Source organism: Methylosinus sp., from assembly GCF_036560965.1.
Classification (GTDB): domain Bacteria; phylum Pseudomonadota; class Alphaproteobacteria; order Rhizobiales; family Beijerinckiaceae; genus Methylosinus.
The window spans coordinates 17,220-31,970 of sequence record NZ_DATBQF010000032.1 but is presented as its reverse complement, the minus strand read 5'-3'; the positions used below and the strand labels follow the sequence as shown (position 1 = coordinate 31,970).

The following is a 14,751-nucleotide window of genomic DNA, read 5'->3' as shown; positions in this document are numbered from 1 at the left end:
CGATTTTCCCCAGGACTCCATGATCCGATCCGCATTGATGAACGTCATGACTGCCGCGGCCATAAAGGCAGGCCGCAGCCTGAAGCGCGACTTCGGCGAGGTCGAGAATCTGCAGGTGTCCGTGAAGGGCCCCGGCGATTTCGTCACCGCCGCCGACCGGCGCGCCGAAAAGGTCGTGTTCGAGGAATTGTCGCGCGCCCGTCCGGGCTACAGCTTTCTCATGGAGGAAGGCGGCGCGGTCGAGGGCAACGACAAAACCCACACCTGGCATATCGATCCGCTGGACGGGACCTCCAACTTCCTGCACGGCATACCGATTTTCGCGGTTTCGATCGGACTCGAGCGGGAGGGCCAGCTCGTCGCCGGCGTCGTCTACAATCCGGCGACCGACGATATGTTCGTCGCCGAGAAGGGCCAGGGCGCCTATTTCAACAATCGGCGCATGCGAGTCGCCTCGCGCAAATCGCTGACCGATTCGCTCGTGGCCTGCGGCATCCCTCCCCTCGCCGCGCTCGACCGCCACCCCCGCTTCCAGACCGAGCTCGCCGCCGTCATGGCCAAGACCGGCAATGTTCGTCGGCTCGGCGCCGCCGCGCTCGACCTCGCCTTCGTCGCAGCCGGCCGCTGCGACGGCTATTGGGAGCGCGGCATCAAGCCCTGGGACATTGCAGCCGGAATCGTGCTGGTGCGGGAGGCCGGCGGCTTCGTCACCGATCTCGAGGGCGGCGGCGACATGCTGCCGAAAGGCGCGATCTGCGCCGGCAATGAGGCGATCCATCGGCTCTTGCTCGACTCCGTCCGCAAGGCCTGAGCGTGAACAGCGGCGGCCCGATATCCGGCCCGCGCATCGTCGCGCGTCGCGATTCGGACTGGGCGGCGCTGCTCGACCTCTGGGTCGCCGCCTGGCGGCGGACCTATGCGGACATCGACTTCGAAACGCGCCGCGACTGGCTGAAGAGTCATATCGTCCAGCTGGAGTCCGGCGGCGCGCGCACGCTGCTCCTACTCGAGGGCCGCGGCCGCGCGCTCATCGGCTTCGTCACCATCGATCCGGCCACGCATTGGCTCGACCAGCTCTGCGTGCATCCAGAACGCTTCGGCTCCGGCGCGGCGGAGGCGCTGATCGAGGCGGCGCGCAGCCTCTCGCCGGCGCGGCTGCGGCTCGACGTCAATCAGGACAATCGGCGCGCCGTCTCCTTCTACGAGCGCGAAGGATTCACGCGCGTCGCCGAGGGCCAGCCGAGCCTCTCGGGACGGCCGACGCTGATCATGGAATGGTCGTCGGCCGCTAAAGCCGGTCCCTGAGCGGACTCAGGAGCCGCCTTTTTCGCCGACCAGCGCGAGCCGGACCATATTGGTCGCGCCCGGCGAGCCGAAGGGCATTCCCGCGACGATGATGATGCGGTCGCCCGGAGACGCGAAGCCCTCGCCGAGGGAGTTGACGCAGGCGCGGTCGACCATGTCCTCGACGTCGCGCGCATCCTGCGTCTCCAGCGAATGCACGCCCCAGACGAGCGCCAGCCGGCGCGCCGTGTCGCGATTGGGCGTCAGCGCCAGAATCGGCGGCCGCGGCCGCTCGCGCGCGATGCGCAGCGCCGTCGCGCCGGAGGCCGTCCAGGCGCAGACCGCCATCGAGTCGAGCGTCTCGGCGACGTCGCGCGCCGCGACCGCGATGGCGTCGGCGGCGGTCGGATTGGGCGGCGCATTGCGCTGCGCGTTGAGGATGGAGCGATAGACGCCGTCGCTCTCCACCTCCTCGGCGATGCGGCTCATCGTCGCCACCGCCTCGATCGGATATTGGCCGGCGGCGCTCTCGGCCGAGAGCATGACGGCGTCGGCGCCCTCATAGACGGCCGTCGCGACGTCTGAAACCTCGGCGCGGGTCGGCAGCGGGGCCAAAATCATCGATTCGAGCATTTGCGTCGCCACGACGACCGGCTTGCCGAGCCGGCGCGCCGCGCGGGTGATGCGCTTTTGCAGGCTCGGCACCTTCTCGAGCGGCACCTCGACGCCGAGATCGCCGCGCGCCACCATCAGCGCATCGGCCACCTCGATGATCTCGTCGAGCCGGGCGATGGCCTGCGGCTTCTCGATCTTGGCCATGACCAGCGCCCGCGAGCCGACGACCTGCTTGACCTCGAGCACATCCTCCGCGCGCTGCACGAAGGAGATCGCCACCCAATCGACGCCCTCGATCAGCGCCGCGTCGAGATCGACCCGATCCTTCGGCGTCATGGAGGTGATCGGAATGTCGGTGTCCGGCAGGCTCACGCCCTTGCGGTTGGAGACGCGGCCGCCGATGTCGACGACGGCGCGCGCCATGTCGTCCGACGTCTCGACCACATGCAGGCGGACCTTGCCGTCGTCGATGAGGATCGCATCGCCGACCTTCAGCGCCTGCAGGATTTCCGGATGCGGAAGCTGCACGCGCGTCGCATCGCCCGGCGTCGTGTCGGCGTCGAGCACGAAATGGTCGCCCTTGCGCAAATGCACCGGCCCGTCGCCGAAAGCGCCGATGCGGAGCTTGGGCCCCTGCAGATCGACCAATACGGCGATGGCGCGGCCGGTCTCGGCCTCGATCTCGCGGATCATGCGCACATAGGCCGCGAGCCCGGCATGGTCGGTGTGGCTCATATTGATCCGAAACACATCGGCGCCGGCCGTCGACAGGCCGGCCACGACGGTCTTCTCGACGCTCGCCGGACCGAGCGTCGCGATGATCTTCACGCGCCGCAACCTTCTCATTTTTTCGCCCAATCCTCGTTTGTCAGAGCCGCGCGGCCACCCTCGTCACTGCGTCGAGGACGGAACCGGATCGGTCAGCTGAACCGTCCAATTCTTCGCGTCACGCCCCGTGTCGATCTCGAAGAAGCCCGTGCGGTCGAAGCCACGTGCGAAGCAATCCTCGCGCCCGTCGATGCGGAATTCGCGATCGCGCGTGCACATGAACGCCTTGCCCTTCCATTCTCCGCCACGCTCGTCCATCGCATATACGTAGTAATACTGGGCTGCGAGCGGTCCGCGCAACAGGGTCTCGCAGGCGGAGGAGCGCAAATTCCACCATCCTTCCGCGAGCCAATTGCGTCCGTCCGTATAGGCCAAGGCCACGCTCACTCGGTTCGTCGTGTTGTTGCACAGGCGAAAATCCGCTCTGGCGGCGGATATAGCGCAAAGACAACACGAAATGATCACAAACAGAGTCGAGCGGCCGGACATTGGGGATGACAGTCGCGAGAGGGTCGAAGAAGCGGGGCCGCAGGCAGGCGGCCCGAAGCGGCGCATGCACAGCCAAACCACGGGACGGCCGCTTTGTCCACCCCGACGACGTGGCCCCGAGCGCGTCGCCTCGACCTCTTCACAGGCGCGCGCAGCCCCTGTCGCAGCCGTGGCGGTCTTGTCACCGTCAACGCCTAGCGTAGACTTCGCAACCGGATTTCCGGCGGACCGCAGAGGTCCGGGCAAGATCTTTTTTTCGACGGAGCGCATCATGTCGCAATTGCTAGAGACGAAACCCGCGATTCAGGACGAGGTGACGGCGCCGGCGCCGCAGTGGAAAACCGACTTCTATTGGGTCTGCCGCATTCTCTGGGCCTGCCGCGTGAGCGTCGCCAGCGCCCTCGCCGGCATGGCTTTGTTCGGACTCGTCGATCAGGCGCAGAATCTTTTCGCCGACCGCTCCTTCGACGCCTTTCTCTTCGGCGCGCATTACTGGTTCGCGGTTTTCGCCGCCGTGTTCCTGGTCTGGGCGTTTCCGGTCCATTACGGCGCGCGTCGCGTGCTCGAGGACGCCGATTCGGCCTGGATGATTCCCTATCTTCTCCGCATAGAGATGCGCGACAACGACATACGCTCGGTCCGCGACCATGTCCGCCGCCGTTTCGGGCGCGTCATCGCCTGGACGCCGCGCCTTCTCGGCCTCACGCCTTTCGTCGCCGTCGCGCTCGGCCTCATGGGCGCGCAGTCCTCGATCGAGAACGCCGCCATTCTCCCCGAGGCGACCGCGACTCGCGACCAGATCAATGCGCTGCTGGCGCTCGACGCCGTGACGGCCGTCGCTTTCATCTATTTTGTCGTGAAGCGCCAACGCATCGCCAAATTCATCGGCGCGAGCATGAATCTGCAAGTGCTGACCGACGCCTCGCTCTACGCCACGATGGCGGTTTTCGTTTCGGCTCTGATCTGGCCCTTCTTTCTGTCCGACCATGCGCCGCGCGCGCTGATCGCACCCTTTCTGCTCGGCAGCCTCGTGCTCGGCGCGAGCTGGCTGGTGCGCAAGGGCTATGAGACCGGGCGGCCGCTGCTTTTGATCGCGATCCTGCTCGCGGCGGGGATCACGGCGACGAACACGCATCTCGACGATGTGCGCATGCTGCCCGACGCAGCCGGCGCGCCGCCGAAGGCCGATCGGCAGATCGACATCACCGAAGCGGTGCGAAATTGGAAGGCCGCCAATGGCTGCACGCAGAACGAATGTCCGCCGGCGCTGATCGTCGCGGCCGAAGGCGGCGCCAGCCGCGCGGCCTTCATGGCGGCGACCGTCATCGGCCATTTGATCGATCGCGACGGCGATCTCGGCGATGGGCCGGCGCTGACCTCGCCGGGACGTCGCATCTTCGCTTTCTCCGGCGTCTCCGGCGGCGCCTTCGGCTCGGCGGTCTTCCGCGCCGCGCTTTCGGACGTCGCGGAGAAGGACGTCGCGACGCCGCCCTGCGTCAATACGGCGCGCGTCTGGATCGGCGCCCATGAGAAGCGCGATCCGACGACGAGCTGGCGCGACTGCCTGCAGTTGCTGGTCTCCGGCGATTATCTCTCGCCGGCCGTCGTCGGCCTCGGCTTTCGCGACAATTTCTCGCCGCGCAAATTTTTCTTCGGCGACGAGAGCTGGATGGAGGATCGCGCCGCTCTGCTCGAGAAATCGTGGGAGCGTCATTATGATTTCGTGACCAACCCCGCCTATAAGAAAGACTATTGGACCGGCGAGCTGATCCAGACCGGCGAGCCCTGCGCCAGCGGCGCCACGACGGGCATGTGCCGCCGCTTGGGCTATGCGCGCGCGACGCCGCCGGGCAAATGGGCGCCGCTGCTGCTGCTCAACGGCACCTCCGTGGACAGCGGAACGCGCATCATCGGCGCCGATCTGATCTCGACGCGCCCTGCCCCCGCGACAAATTCGCGCGCGCCGCTCTATCCCGCGGCCTATGATTTCTTCGAGATGATCTCGACGCCCTGCAAGACGCCGCAGGGCGACATGTGCCCGGCGGCGGCGCATGGCGCAGAAGATGTCGCGGCCCTACGCAACGGCCCCGACATTCTGCTGTCGACGGCGGCGCTGCTCAGCGCGCGCTTCCCGGTGATCTCGCCGGCCGGCGCGCTGCGCGCCAAGGACGACGCCGTCCATGGCGACCGCATCGTCGACGGCGGCTATTTCGACAACGCCGGTCTCGCCTCCGCGCTCGATGTGGCGCGCGCGCTGAAGGGCCAAGGGATCACGCCACTGATCCTGTGGGTGCAGAATGATCCGGTCGGCGCGCTGGTCGACAATTCCTTGCCGCCGCGCGCCGCGGGCACGCCGCGGCTCGGCGCGACGGGGGTGAGCTTCCTGTCGAATCTTTTCGGTCTCGTCGCCGCGCCGGTCGACGCGCTGCTGGCGACGCGCGCCGGCCATGCGGCGGAACAGGCGGCGCTGGCCCAGCGCAGCCTCGTCGAGATGAACGCCGACACCGACCGCTATTCGGGCGGAATGACGGCGAGCTTCTTCCAGATCGGCGTGCGCGTGCAGCCGGTGCTCGTCGCCGACGGCGGCGACGATCCGCTGCTCGACAAGACCTGCGCGCGCTTCAAGGGCCTGACCTTGTCCATGTCGAAAGTGTCGATGAGCTGGTGGCTGTCGCAATCGGTGCAGGCCGATCTCGACGCGCAGCTCTGCGACAAGGACAATCGACAGAGTCTGAAGGACCTCATCACCCGGCTGAAGCAGAAGCTGCCGCTGGCGACGTCCGTTTGGTGAGGCGGCGCCGCGGCCTCAGCCGCGACGCAGGAAAGCGGCGGCGCGCGGCGCGTAATAAGTGAGAACGCCGGATGCGCCCGCCCGCTTGAAGGCGATGAGGCTCTCCATCATCGCCCGCTCGCCGTCGAGCCAGCCATTGGCGACAGCGGCCGCGATCATCGAATATTCGCCCGACACCTGATAGGCGAAAGTCGGCGCTTGAAAAGCGTCGACGACGCGCCGGACGATGTCGAGATAGGGCATGCCGGGCTTGACTATCACCATATCGGCGCCCTGCTCGAGGTCGAGCGCCACCTCGCGCAGCGCCTCGTCGCTATTGGAAGGGTCCATCTGATAGGTGCGCTTGTCGCCGCGCAAAATCTTGTCGGTGCCGATGGCGTCGCGGAACGGCCCATAGAAGGCCGAGGCGTATTTGGCGGCGTAGCTCATGATCTGGACGCTCTCGAAGCCTTCGGCGTCGAGCGCGGCGCGGATCACGCCGATGCGGCCGTCCATCATATCCGAGGGCGCGATGACATCGGCGCCGGCGCGCGCCTGATTGACCGCCTGCGCCGCCAGCACCGCGACGGTCTCGTCATTGACGATCTCGTCGCCGAGGAGCAGCCCGTCATGACCGTGGCTCGTATAGGGATCGAGCGCGACATCCGTAATAATCCCTATGCCCGGAACCGCTTTTTTTATCGCGCGGCAGGCGAGGCAGACGAGATTTTCCGGATCGAGCGCCGCCGAGCCATGCGGATCGCGCAACGCGGGATCGGTATTGGGAAACAACGCCACCGCCGGCACGCCCAGCGAAGCCGCCTCCTCTATCGCCTCGAGCGCCGTGTCGATCGAATAGCGATAGACGCCCGGCATGGAGCCGATCGGCTCGCATCGCCCGACGCCGTCGAGCAGAAACAGCGGCCAGATCAGATCGTCGGCAGAGAGCCGCGTCTCGCGCACGAGGCGGCGCGCCCATTCGCTCTTGCGGTTGCGACGTGGGCGCGCGGTGAGCGTGAGCCGCGCCGACGACGCAGTGAATTTGTTTCCGGGAGACTCCATGGGCGCGACCTCCAGCGCAGCCGCGCGAGGCGAGGCGCGACGCTGCGAAGCGTGCCTAACACGCCGCTCGCCGTGATGGGAAGACTGCGAAAGCTCCCAGCATTGACGCCCCGCGGCGTTCCGGTCTAGAGCCGTCGTCACGCCACACGTCGCGCTTTTGTCCGCGCAGATGGCGATACAGCATTGGGAGCCGATGGCGAAACGAGTGATCGCGCGAGACCCAGGCGCTCCCTCTCGGCCGCGGCGCGCCTATGCGGCGATCGCCGCCTCGCTCTGCGCGCTGGCGACCGCTGTCGCCGCCGCGCCGCAGCCGGCGCCCTCGAGCGAACGCGCCCATGTCGCCGCGCGCCGCGCGCCGCGCGCGCCAACGCCGCCGCGACGACCGCCAGAGCAGCACGCGCCGCAGCCGACGCCCGAGGCCCCGCCCGCCGCGCCGCGCGAGCTGCCCCCGCTCGACACATCGACGCCGCCGCCGTCGCTGCCGCGCGCCTCGCGCGAGCGCATGCGCCAATGCGCCTCGCAATGGATGAAGATCAGGCAGGAAGGTCGTACGGTCGGAACGCGCTGGCGCGAATTCGCGACCCGATGTCTGACCCGTTGAAGGCCTGACGAGCCGCTCCGCCATCTGTCCGGGGACGCTCGAGCCGGAGATCCTCGCGTCGAGGTCCGAAGGGGAAGCGCGTCAGACGTTCGAGGAGCGCGGGCCGAGCCGGCCCGGGCAAGAAGATTGCTGCGAAACGCGTTCACGATGCGAGGTGAATCGGATGCGCATGGCGAACGCGTTTCGGCCGCGGGTCTTTCGTCAGACCGTCTCCGAGCTTTCCGGCGCCGGAGGGGTTTCCTTTGGCTTGCGCGGAGCGCGACGCTTGACGGGAGCCTTGCGCGCGGTCTTCTTCGTAGCGGTGCGCTTCTTCGTAGCGACGCGCTTCTTCGTGGCGACGCGCTTCTTCGTGGCCGTCTTGCGCGTGGTCTTGCGAGCGACCTTCTTCGAAGCGGCCTTGCGCGCGACCTTCCGCGTGGCCTTCTTGGCGGCCGTCTTCTTGGTCGCGGCCTTCTTGGTCGCGGTCTTCTTGGTCGCAGTCTTACGAGCACCCTTCTTCGCGGCCGCCTTTTTCGCAGGCTTACGCTTCGTCGTTGGTTTCGCCATATTCAGTCCCCTTGATCCATATCGTCGGAATGTCGCTATGACCGACAATAGGCCGCAATAGCGTAACGTGGTTAAGCAGTCGTTCAAGAGGCGCTTTCACGAATTGCTCGCGAATGCGATGTCGCGTAGCGCGAGACCAGCGCGAATGCGCGACGCGAAACACGTCGAAGCGCGCGTCGCAAAAGCGCGAGACGCAGCGCGCGCGCCGCATGGCGACATCGCCGTCGACAATGTCGGAAACAGTCGTCACGCATCGACGCGGCTATGCCGTCGTCACATCGACGCGCGCTGCGCGACCATCGGCGCTGCCATTCAATCTATTGTTTTTCTTCAAAAACCAGGACGCGCGCGCAATTGCGCCAAAGAGCTGTGGTCGACAACGGCCGCGTGACCGATCGACATTTCGCGCTTTCGTCTCACGCTGTCGCCGACGCTCTGCGCCGATCGCATCGCATGTCTCGACGCATGCGCGACGCGCCGCCGCCGCGCGCGCGAGCACTGTCGCGCACGTTCGTCGAAGGCGGCAGACCGAGTGAAAAAAAATTGTGCGCAGCGCGCGCGCCGAGCGTCGCGATAGCCGCGCTGCGGCCTTCGCGCGGCGTCGATTCGATCGAATCGACGCGCCGAGTGATTCGTCTTTCGGCTCTGTCGGAAGCGTCTCAGACGCCGAGACGGCTCTTCAGCAACTCGTTGACGGCTTGTGGATTGGCCTTGCCGCCGGTCGCTTTCATCACTTGGCCGACGAACCAGCCGAGCATTGTCGGCTTCGCCTTCGCTTGCGCGACCTTGTCGGGATTGGCGGCGATGATCTCGTCGATCGCCTTTTCGATCGCGCCGGAATCCGTCACCTGCTTCAGCCCGCGCGTCTCGACGATCTCGCGCGGATCGCCGCCTTCCTGCCAGACGATCTCGAACAGATCCTTGCCGATCTTGCCCGAGATGACGCCGCTCGAGATGAGATCGACGATGGCGCCGATCGCCTGCGCCGACACGGGCGAACGCGTAATGTCGAGCCCTTCCTTGTTGAGGCGGCCGAACAATTCGTTGATCACCCAATTGGCGACGAGCTTGGCGTCGCGGCCTTTCGCCGCCTCCTCGAAGAAGTCCGCGCTCGCCCGCTCGGCGACGAGAACGCCGGCGTCATAGGGCGGCAGACCGTAAGCGGCGACGAAGCGCGCGCGCTTTTCGTCCGGCAGCTCCGGCAGTTCGGCCTTCAGCGCGTCGACATAGGGCTGGTCGAATTCGAGCGGAAGCAGATCCGGGTCCGGGAAATAGCGGTAGTCGTGCGCCTCCTCCTTGGAGCGCATCGAGCGCGTCTCGCCCTTGCCGGGATCGAACAGGCGCGTCTCCTGCGCGATCACGCCGCCATCCTCGAGAATGCCGATCTGGCGGCGCGCCTCCACCTCGACCGCCTGGCCGATGAAGCGAATGGAGTTGACGTTCTTGATCTCGCAGCGCGTGCCATAGGGCGCGCCGGGCTTGCGCACCGAGACATTGACGTCGGCGCGCAGCGAGCCCTGCTCCATATTGCCGTCGCAGGAGCCGATATAGCGCAGGATGGTGCGCAGCTTGGAGACATAGGCGCGCGCCTCCTCGGCCGAACGAAGGTCCGGCTTGGAGACGATCTCCATCAGCGCGACGCCGGAGCGGTTCAGATCGACATGGCTCTCGCTGGGCGAGAGATCATGGATGGATTTGCCGGCGTCCTGCTCGAGATGCAGCCGCTCTATGCCGACGGTGATGCGCTCGCTGGGCGTCACATCGACGATCACCTCGCCCTCGCCCACGATCGGATGCTTGTACTGGGAGATCTGATAGCCCTGCGGCAGATCGGGATAGAAATAATTTTTCCGATCGAAGACGGAACGCAGATTGATCTGCGCCTGCAGGCCGAGGCCGGTGCGAATGGCTTGGCGGACGCATTCCTCATTGATGACCGGCAGCATGCCCGGCATGGCCGCGTCGACGAGCGAGACATGGGCGTTGGGCTCGCCGCCATATTCGGCGCTGGCGCCGGAGAAGAGCTTGGCCTTGCTCGTGACCTGGGCGTGGATCTCCATGCCGACGACGACTTCCCAGTCGCCCGTCGCGCCTTTGATGAGTTTGCTCGGCTGCGTCTCGCGCGTGTTCATGTCTCTTCGTCCTCGACCTGCGTCTTCCGTTCGGGAGAATTCTACATCTAAGATCGACGCTCGTCATTGCGAGCCGAAAGAGAAGCAATCCAGAGGCCGCGGGCGGCGCCTGGATCGCTTCGTCGTTCCGCTCCGCGCAATGGAGGGCTCAGGAGCCGGACGGCGTCTCGCTTTGATCGCGCTCGCCCATCAGCCGCTCTTCATGGGAGATCGACCATTCGATCAGCGCGCGCCACAGCGCTTGGCCGAGCTCGGTCTCGAGCCCCTCGCGCTGCGACGCCGCGGCGACGCGCTCCAGCACTTCGTCGACCCGCTCGGGCACGCGCGCGGGAATGCCGAGAGACGGCTTCACCGCCGCGGCGCGCTCGATCTGGCGCTGGCGGCGGGCGAGCAGAGCGACGAGCTCGTCGTCGAGCGCGTCGATGGTGGCGCGCACATCCGACATTTCGTCGCGCGGTTCGCGCTTTGCGGCCTCTGCTCTGCGCGTCATTTCGCCTCGGTCCACCAGGGCTGCGGGAAGTCGATCTTCGGCGCGGCGCTCTCCAGCGCCGCGGCCAGCGAGAACAAGGTCGCCTCGTCGAAGGGACGGCCGATGAGCTGCAGGCCGAGCGGCAGACCGTCGGCGCCGAGCCCGCCCGGCACGGCGATGCCCGGCAGGCCGGCCATGTTCACCGTCACGGTGAAAATGTCGTTCAAATACATCTCGACCGGATCGGCCGCGCCCTTCTCGCCCTGCGCGAAGGCGGTGGAGGGCGTCGCCGGCGTCAGCACGGCGTCGACGCCGGCGGCGAAAGCCACGTCGAAATCGCGCTTGATGAGGCTGCGGATTTTTTGCGCGCGCACGTAGAAGGCGTCGTAATAGCCGTGCGAGAGCACATAGGCGCCGATCATCACGCGGCGGCGCACCTCGGCTCCAAAACCCTTGGCGCGCGTCTTCTCATACATGTCGGCGATGTCGCGGCCCTTCTCGCGCAGGCCATAGCGCACGCCGTCATAGCGCGCGAGATTGGAGGAGGCCTCCGCCGGCGCGATGATGTAATAGGCCGGCAGCGCATAGCGCGTGTGCGGCAGGGAAATCTCGACGATCTCCGCGCCCGCGTCGCGCAGCCAGGCCACGCCCTGATCCCACAGCGCATTGATCTCCGCGCCGCCGCCGATACGGTATTCCTTGGGGATGCCGATGCGCCGCCCCTTCACCGAGGCGCCGATCGCCGCTTCATAATCTGGCACCGGCGCATCGACGCTGGTGGTGTCCTTGGGATCATGGCCGGCCATGGAGCGCAGCATGATCGCCGCGTCGCGCACCGTGCGCGTGATCGGCCCCGCCTGATCGAGCGAGGAGGCGAAAGCGACAATGCCCCAGCGCGAGCAGCGGCCATAGGTCGGCTTTATGCCGACCGTGCCGGTGAAAGCCGCCGGCTGGCGAATGGAGCCGCCGGTGTCGGTCGCCGTGGCGCCGAGCGCGAGACGCGCCGCCACCGCCGCGGAGGAGCCGCCCGACGAGCCGCCGGGGACGATCTTGGCGTCGTCGAAGCCGCCGTCCTTCTTGCGCCGCCAGGGCGAGACGACGGGACCGAAGGCGCTCGTCTCATTGGACGAGCCCATGGCGAATTCGTCGAGATTGAGCTTGCCCAGCATCACCGCGCCGTCGCGCCAGAGATTGGCGGACACCGTCGAGTCATAGGTGGGCTTGAAGTCGTCGAGGATGCGGCTTCCCGCCGTCGTGCGGACGCCCTTGGTGCAATAGAGGTCCTTTATGCCGAGCGGCAGGCCCTCCAGCGGGCGCGCCTCGCCGCGAGCGATGCGCGCGTCGCTGTCGCGCGCCGCCTCCAGCGCGAGCTCGGGCGTCTCGGTGATGAAAGCGTTGAGCGCGCGCGCCGTCTCTATGGCCTCGACATGGGCGCGGGTCAGCTCGACCGCCGACAGTTTCTTCGAAACGAGCGCGTCGCGCGCCTCGGCGAGGGAGAAATGCGTAGGATCGGACATGAATGCGTTTCGCTCGTTCGGTCTTTGAGCCCGCGTCTCGCGCGGGCGCTCGCTCGTCGTTGCGGAAGGCCGCTATTCGATGACCTTGGGCACGACGAAATAATGATCGTCCTTTTCCGGCGCATTGGCCAGAATGGCGTCGGCGAAGCCGCCGTCGGTGACGACGTCTTTCCGCTTCTTCATTTGCATGGGCAGGACCGAGGTCAAAGGCTCGACGCCTTCGACGTCGACGCTCGTCAGCTCGGCGACGAAATCCAATATCGCATTGAGCTCGGCGCCGAGGCGCTCGACCTCTTCGTCCTCGACGGCGATGCGTGCGAGATGGGCGATGCGGCGAACAGTCGCCTGATCGACGGACATTTGTGGAGCTCCGTTCCGACTTCGTCCCGCGCGCTATACCACTCGCGGCTTCGACGGCGCAATGCGCACGTCCGCTTTCGTCCATGCAACGGCCGCGCCGGATTTCTCCGCGCCGGACGTCCCGAGGCGGATTTCCCGAAGACGGATTCCAGAAGACGGATTTCCAGACGACCCGGGGCCGTGCTAGGCGGATGCGATGACCGCCGGACAAAAGACGCTCGAAGAGCTCGCCGCGCTGCTGCCGCAGAAGCGCCGGCTGATAGGGCTCGACATCGGCACGAAAACAATCGGCCTGGCGCTGTCGGACATCGAGCGGAGCCTCGCGACGCCGCTCGAGACGATCCGCCGCGTGAAATTCACCAAGGACGCCGAACGGCTGGCGACGCTGCTCGCGCAATTCGACATTGGCGCGCTGATCGTCGGCCTGCCATTCAACATGGACGGCTCCGAAGGCCCGCGAGCGCAAGCGACGCGGGCCTTCATGCGCAATTTCGACGCGACGCGACGAACGCCCTACGCCTTCTGGGACGAACGGCTTTCGACGGCCGCCGTCACCAGAGAGCTGCTGGCGCAGGACGTTTCGCGCGCCAAGAGGGCCGAGGTCGTGGATCGCATGGCCGCGGCCTATATTCTGCAAGGCGCCCTAGACAGGCTGGGGCGCCTCGCTACGGGAGGCTAGAACGACCGGCTCACCACCAGCCGCGACGACCCCAGCCGCCACCCCAGCCGCCGCCCCAGCCGCCGCCGCCCCAGCCGCCGCCGAAGCCGATGTTCAGCGCGCCGCCGAGAAGGCCGGCGCCCGCGCCGATGATGCCGGGGCCGCCGTAGCCGTATCCATAGGAGGGATAGGCGTAGGTCGCCGCGACGACCGGCACGGCCACAGCCGTCGCAACCGGAGCCGCGACATAGGCGGTGCGACGCTCATACATGGGATAATAGGCGGTGCGGCGCTCGATGATGCGACGCACATAGACCGTGCGGTGCTCGATGCGACGCGGCGGGCAGTAATGGGCCGAACGGCCTTCACGATGGCGACGGAAATGAACCTCGTCCGTCGACGCCGGAAGCGACACGGAAGCGACATTCGCCATGCCGACCGGTCCGGCCAAAGCGGCGCCGCCGCCGATGGGCGCGGCGAAGCCGATCACGGCGCTCGCGGCGCCCAGTAGAGACAACTTCACAACCTTGCTCATGACCCAAGCCTCCTCGTGGCTTTCGCCCCCCTTTCCCGCCGCCCGAACCAGGCGGCCGGAACTTTTCGTCACGGCGCGATCCGCGCGCCGGCTGCGCGTCGGCTGGCGCCGGCGCGGACGATCATCGTGTGACGGCAGTCGCGACGGCGCCGCCAACCGGCTGCGCAGGGAGGAGCCTGGTCGGAGAAGGCCATGTCGAAGAAGGCCATGTCGAAGAAGGCCTGTTCGATGAAGGGAAGCCAACGCATATATCAGTCCCCCAACGCATCCGTCGCTCAAGTCGCGCCTCGAGAAAAATTCCCAATTCCGCCGTCGCTCCGATGTGAGAAGCGCGGCCCAGGTGAAGGGGAACTAAGGCGCGCTTACCGTCCGTCCAGACCATCGAGGGTCAAAAAAACCCTCCGTTAACGCTCCCGGCCCCGCAGGAGCGTTCGGAATAGGAAAACTTTGAGTTGTATCGCGTGAAATTTCGGCGCGAGCCGCCAGCCGACGGCATTATGCGAAAGAGCTTGGGCTCATGGCGGCGAGCGACGCGAAAACGGCTTCCGAGCGCGTTGACAAGTCAAAGGCCGAGAGGCATTTTACGACTATAGGTTGAAAATTTGAATTGCCGGCGCACCCGTCGCCGACGCGAGGAAAAGATGTCCGACAGCCGAGACGCCCTCCACACAGAGACAGACGCGGCGACGGCGTCTCTCGCCGATTATATCGCCGATATGGCGGGAGAGCTGGCGACGATGGCGGAGCGGTCAGAGCTCACGATGCTCGCCTATTTCCTCAATCTGGCGCGTGTCGAGGCGGAGGCGAAAGCGCGCGAGCTTTCCGCCTCCGACGTCGCCGAAGCGCGCGGGCGCGCATAGCGCGAGAGCGCTTTCCATGGAGCGA

16 protein-coding genes are annotated in these 14,751 nt (G+C 66.6%); 6 read left to right on the top strand and 10 right to left on the bottom strand.

From position 1 onward, the window contains the following. Positions 1-19 precede the first annotated feature (19 nt). Positions 20-811, top strand: a complete 792-nt coding sequence (locus tag VIF40_RS10100; RefSeq protein ID WP_331937394.1) for an inositol monophosphatase family protein — start codon at positions 20-22, stop codon at positions 809-811. Positions 812-813: 2 nt separating this feature from the next. Further along, positions 814-1,305 carry a GNAT family N-acetyltransferase gene (locus VIF40_RS10095; protein WP_331937393.1) on the top strand — a complete coding sequence of 164 codons (492 nt, stop codon included), beginning with the start codon at positions 814-816 and terminating at the stop codon, positions 1,303-1,305. A 6-nt stretch (positions 1,306-1,311) separates the two neighbouring features. On the opposite strand, the gene pyk is transcribed toward VIF40_RS10095, so the two are convergent. Both pyk and VIF40_RS10085 read right to left on the bottom strand, forming a co-directional pair. Next, positions 1,312-2,745 (bottom strand): pyruvate kinase, encoded by a 1,434-nt coding sequence (pyk, locus tag VIF40_RS10090; RefSeq protein ID WP_331937392.1) that lies wholly within the window; start codon positions 2,743-2,745, stop codon positions 1,312-1,314. A 45-nt stretch (positions 2,746-2,790) separates the two neighbouring features. After that, positions 2,791-3,216, bottom strand: a complete 426-nt coding sequence (locus tag VIF40_RS10085) for a DUF1036 domain-containing protein (protein WP_331937391.1) — start codon at positions 3,214-3,216, stop codon at positions 2,791-2,793. Positions 3,217-3,487: 271 nt separating this feature from the next. On the opposite strand from VIF40_RS10085, the gene VIF40_RS10080 reads away from it, so the two are divergent. Then, positions 3,488-6,007: a hypothetical protein gene (locus tag VIF40_RS10080; RefSeq protein ID WP_331937390.1), complete on the top strand. Its 2,520-nt coding sequence runs from the start codon at positions 3,488-3,490 to the stop codon at positions 6,005-6,007. 15 nt (positions 6,008-6,022) lie between these two features. Here the strand turns inward: VIF40_RS10080 and hemB are convergent, their stop codons facing one another. After that, entirely contained in the window at positions 6,023-7,048 is a 1,026-nt protein-coding gene (gene hemB, locus VIF40_RS10075) for a porphobilinogen synthase (RefSeq protein ID WP_331937389.1), read from the bottom strand. Positions 7,049-7,241: 193 nt separating this feature from the next. Between hemB and VIF40_RS10070 the strand changes: the two genes are divergently transcribed. Further along, on the top strand, positions 7,242-7,649 hold the full coding sequence (locus VIF40_RS10070; RefSeq protein ID WP_331937388.1) for a hypothetical protein: 408 nt from the start codon (positions 7,242-7,244) through the stop codon (positions 7,647-7,649). 201 nt (positions 7,650-7,850) lie between these two features. Here VIF40_RS10070 and VIF40_RS10065 read toward each other — a convergent pair whose 3' ends face one another. From VIF40_RS10065 to gatC, 5 genes are all read right to left on the bottom strand, one after another. Further along, the gene (locus tag VIF40_RS10065) at positions 7,851-8,195 is read right to left on the bottom strand and encodes a hypothetical protein (RefSeq protein WP_331937387.1); all 345 of its coding nucleotides are present in this window, start codon (positions 8,193-8,195) and stop codon (positions 7,851-7,853) included. Between the two features lie 659 nt (positions 8,196-8,854). Next, complete coding sequence (gene gatB / locus VIF40_RS10060) at positions 8,855-10,327, bottom strand: Asp-tRNA(Asn)/Glu-tRNA(Gln) amidotransferase subunit GatB (protein WP_331937386.1); 1,473 nt, start codon at positions 10,325-10,327, stop codon at positions 8,855-8,857. A 148-nt stretch (positions 10,328-10,475) separates the two neighbouring features. Continuing rightward, positions 10,476-10,817, bottom strand: coding sequence for a chorismate mutase (locus tag VIF40_RS10055; protein WP_331937385.1), 342 nt, complete (start codon positions 10,815-10,817; stop codon positions 10,476-10,478). Next, positions 10,814-12,313: an Asp-tRNA(Asn)/Glu-tRNA(Gln) amidotransferase subunit GatA gene (gene gatA / locus VIF40_RS10050; RefSeq protein WP_331937384.1), complete on the bottom strand. Its 1,500-nt coding sequence runs from the start codon at positions 12,311-12,313 to the stop codon at positions 10,814-10,816. Before gatA ends, VIF40_RS10055 begins: the two co-directional genes overlap by 4 nt. A gap of 72 nt (positions 12,314-12,385) precedes the next feature. Beyond that, on the bottom strand, positions 12,386-12,673 hold the full coding sequence (gene gatC, locus VIF40_RS10045; protein ID WP_331937383.1) for an Asp-tRNA(Asn)/Glu-tRNA(Gln) amidotransferase subunit GatC: 288 nt from the start codon (positions 12,671-12,673) through the stop codon (positions 12,386-12,388). Between the two features lie 196 nt (positions 12,674-12,869). On the opposite strand from gatC, the gene ruvX reads away from it, so the two are divergent. After that, complete coding sequence (gene ruvX / locus VIF40_RS10040) at positions 12,870-13,352, top strand: Holliday junction resolvase RuvX (protein ID WP_331937382.1); 483 nt, start codon at positions 12,870-12,872, stop codon at positions 13,350-13,352. Positions 13,353-13,362: 10 nt separating this feature from the next. On the opposite strand, the gene VIF40_RS10035 is transcribed toward ruvX, so the two are convergent. Continuing rightward, a complete protein-coding gene (locus VIF40_RS10035; RefSeq protein ID WP_331937381.1) occupies positions 13,363-13,866 on the bottom strand; it encodes a hypothetical protein in 504 nt (167 codons plus the stop codon). Positions 13,867-13,934: 68 nt separating this feature from the next. Next, complete coding sequence (locus VIF40_RS10030) at positions 13,935-14,114, bottom strand: hypothetical protein (protein WP_331937380.1); 180 nt, start codon at positions 14,112-14,114, stop codon at positions 13,935-13,937. 393 nt (positions 14,115-14,507) lie between these two features. On the opposite strand from VIF40_RS10030, the gene VIF40_RS10025 reads away from it, so the two are divergent. Beyond that, entirely contained in the window at positions 14,508-14,726 is a 219-nt protein-coding gene (locus tag VIF40_RS10025) for a hypothetical protein (RefSeq protein ID WP_331937379.1), read from the top strand. Positions 14,727-14,751 lie beyond the last annotated feature (25 nt).

Bases quoted from the DNA above. Each gene is read 5' to 3' on its own strand.
- VIF40_RS10030 (WP_331937380.1), bottom strand. From the start codon at position 14,114: ATGCGTTGGCTTCCCTTCATCGAACAGGCCTTCTTCGACATGGCCTTC.
- VIF40_RS10070 (WP_331937388.1), top strand. From the start codon at position 7,242: ATGGCGAAACGAGTGATCGCGCGAGACCCAGGCGCTCCCTCTCGGCCG.
- VIF40_RS10085 (WP_331937391.1), bottom strand. From the start codon at position 3,216: ATGTCCGGCCGCTCGACTCTGTTTGTGATCATTTCGTGTTGTCTTTGC.
- gatA (WP_331937384.1), bottom strand. From the start codon at position 12,313: ATGTCCGATCCTACGCATTTCTCCCTCGCCGAGGCGCGCGACGCGCTC.
- VIF40_RS10080 (WP_331937390.1), top strand. From the start codon at position 3,488: ATGTCGCAATTGCTAGAGACGAAACCCGCGATTCAGGACGAGGTGACG.
- gatB (WP_331937386.1), bottom strand. From the start codon at position 10,327: ATGAACACGCGCGAGACGCAGCCGAGCAAACTCATCAAAGGCGCGACG.
- VIF40_RS10065 (WP_331937387.1), bottom strand. From the start codon at position 8,195: ATGGCGAAACCAACGACGAAGCGTAAGCCTGCGAAAAAGGCGGCCGCG.
- VIF40_RS10025 (WP_331937379.1), top strand. From the start codon at position 14,508: ATGTCCGACAGCCGAGACGCCCTCCACACAGAGACAGACGCGGCGACG.
- gatC (WP_331937383.1), bottom strand. From the start codon at position 12,673: ATGTCCGTCGATCAGGCGACTGTTCGCCGCATCGCCCATCTCGCACGC.
- VIF40_RS10055 (WP_331937385.1), bottom strand. From the start codon at position 10,817: ATGACGCGCAGAGCAGAGGCCGCAAAGCGCGAACCGCGCGACGAAATG.
- hemB (WP_331937389.1), bottom strand. From the start codon at position 7,048: ATGGAGTCTCCCGGAAACAAATTCACTGCGTCGTCGGCGCGGCTCACG.
- ruvX (WP_331937382.1), top strand. From the start codon at position 12,870: ATGACCGCCGGACAAAAGACGCTCGAAGAGCTCGCCGCGCTGCTGCCG.
- pyk (WP_331937392.1), bottom strand. From the start codon at position 2,745: ATGAGAAGGTTGCGGCGCGTGAAGATCATCGCGACGCTCGGTCCGGCG.
- VIF40_RS10100 (WP_331937394.1), top strand. From the start codon at position 20: ATGATCCGATCCGCATTGATGAACGTCATGACTGCCGCGGCCATAAAG.
- VIF40_RS10035 (WP_331937381.1), bottom strand. From the start codon at position 13,866: ATGAGCAAGGTTGTGAAGTTGTCTCTACTGGGCGCCGCGAGCGCCGTG.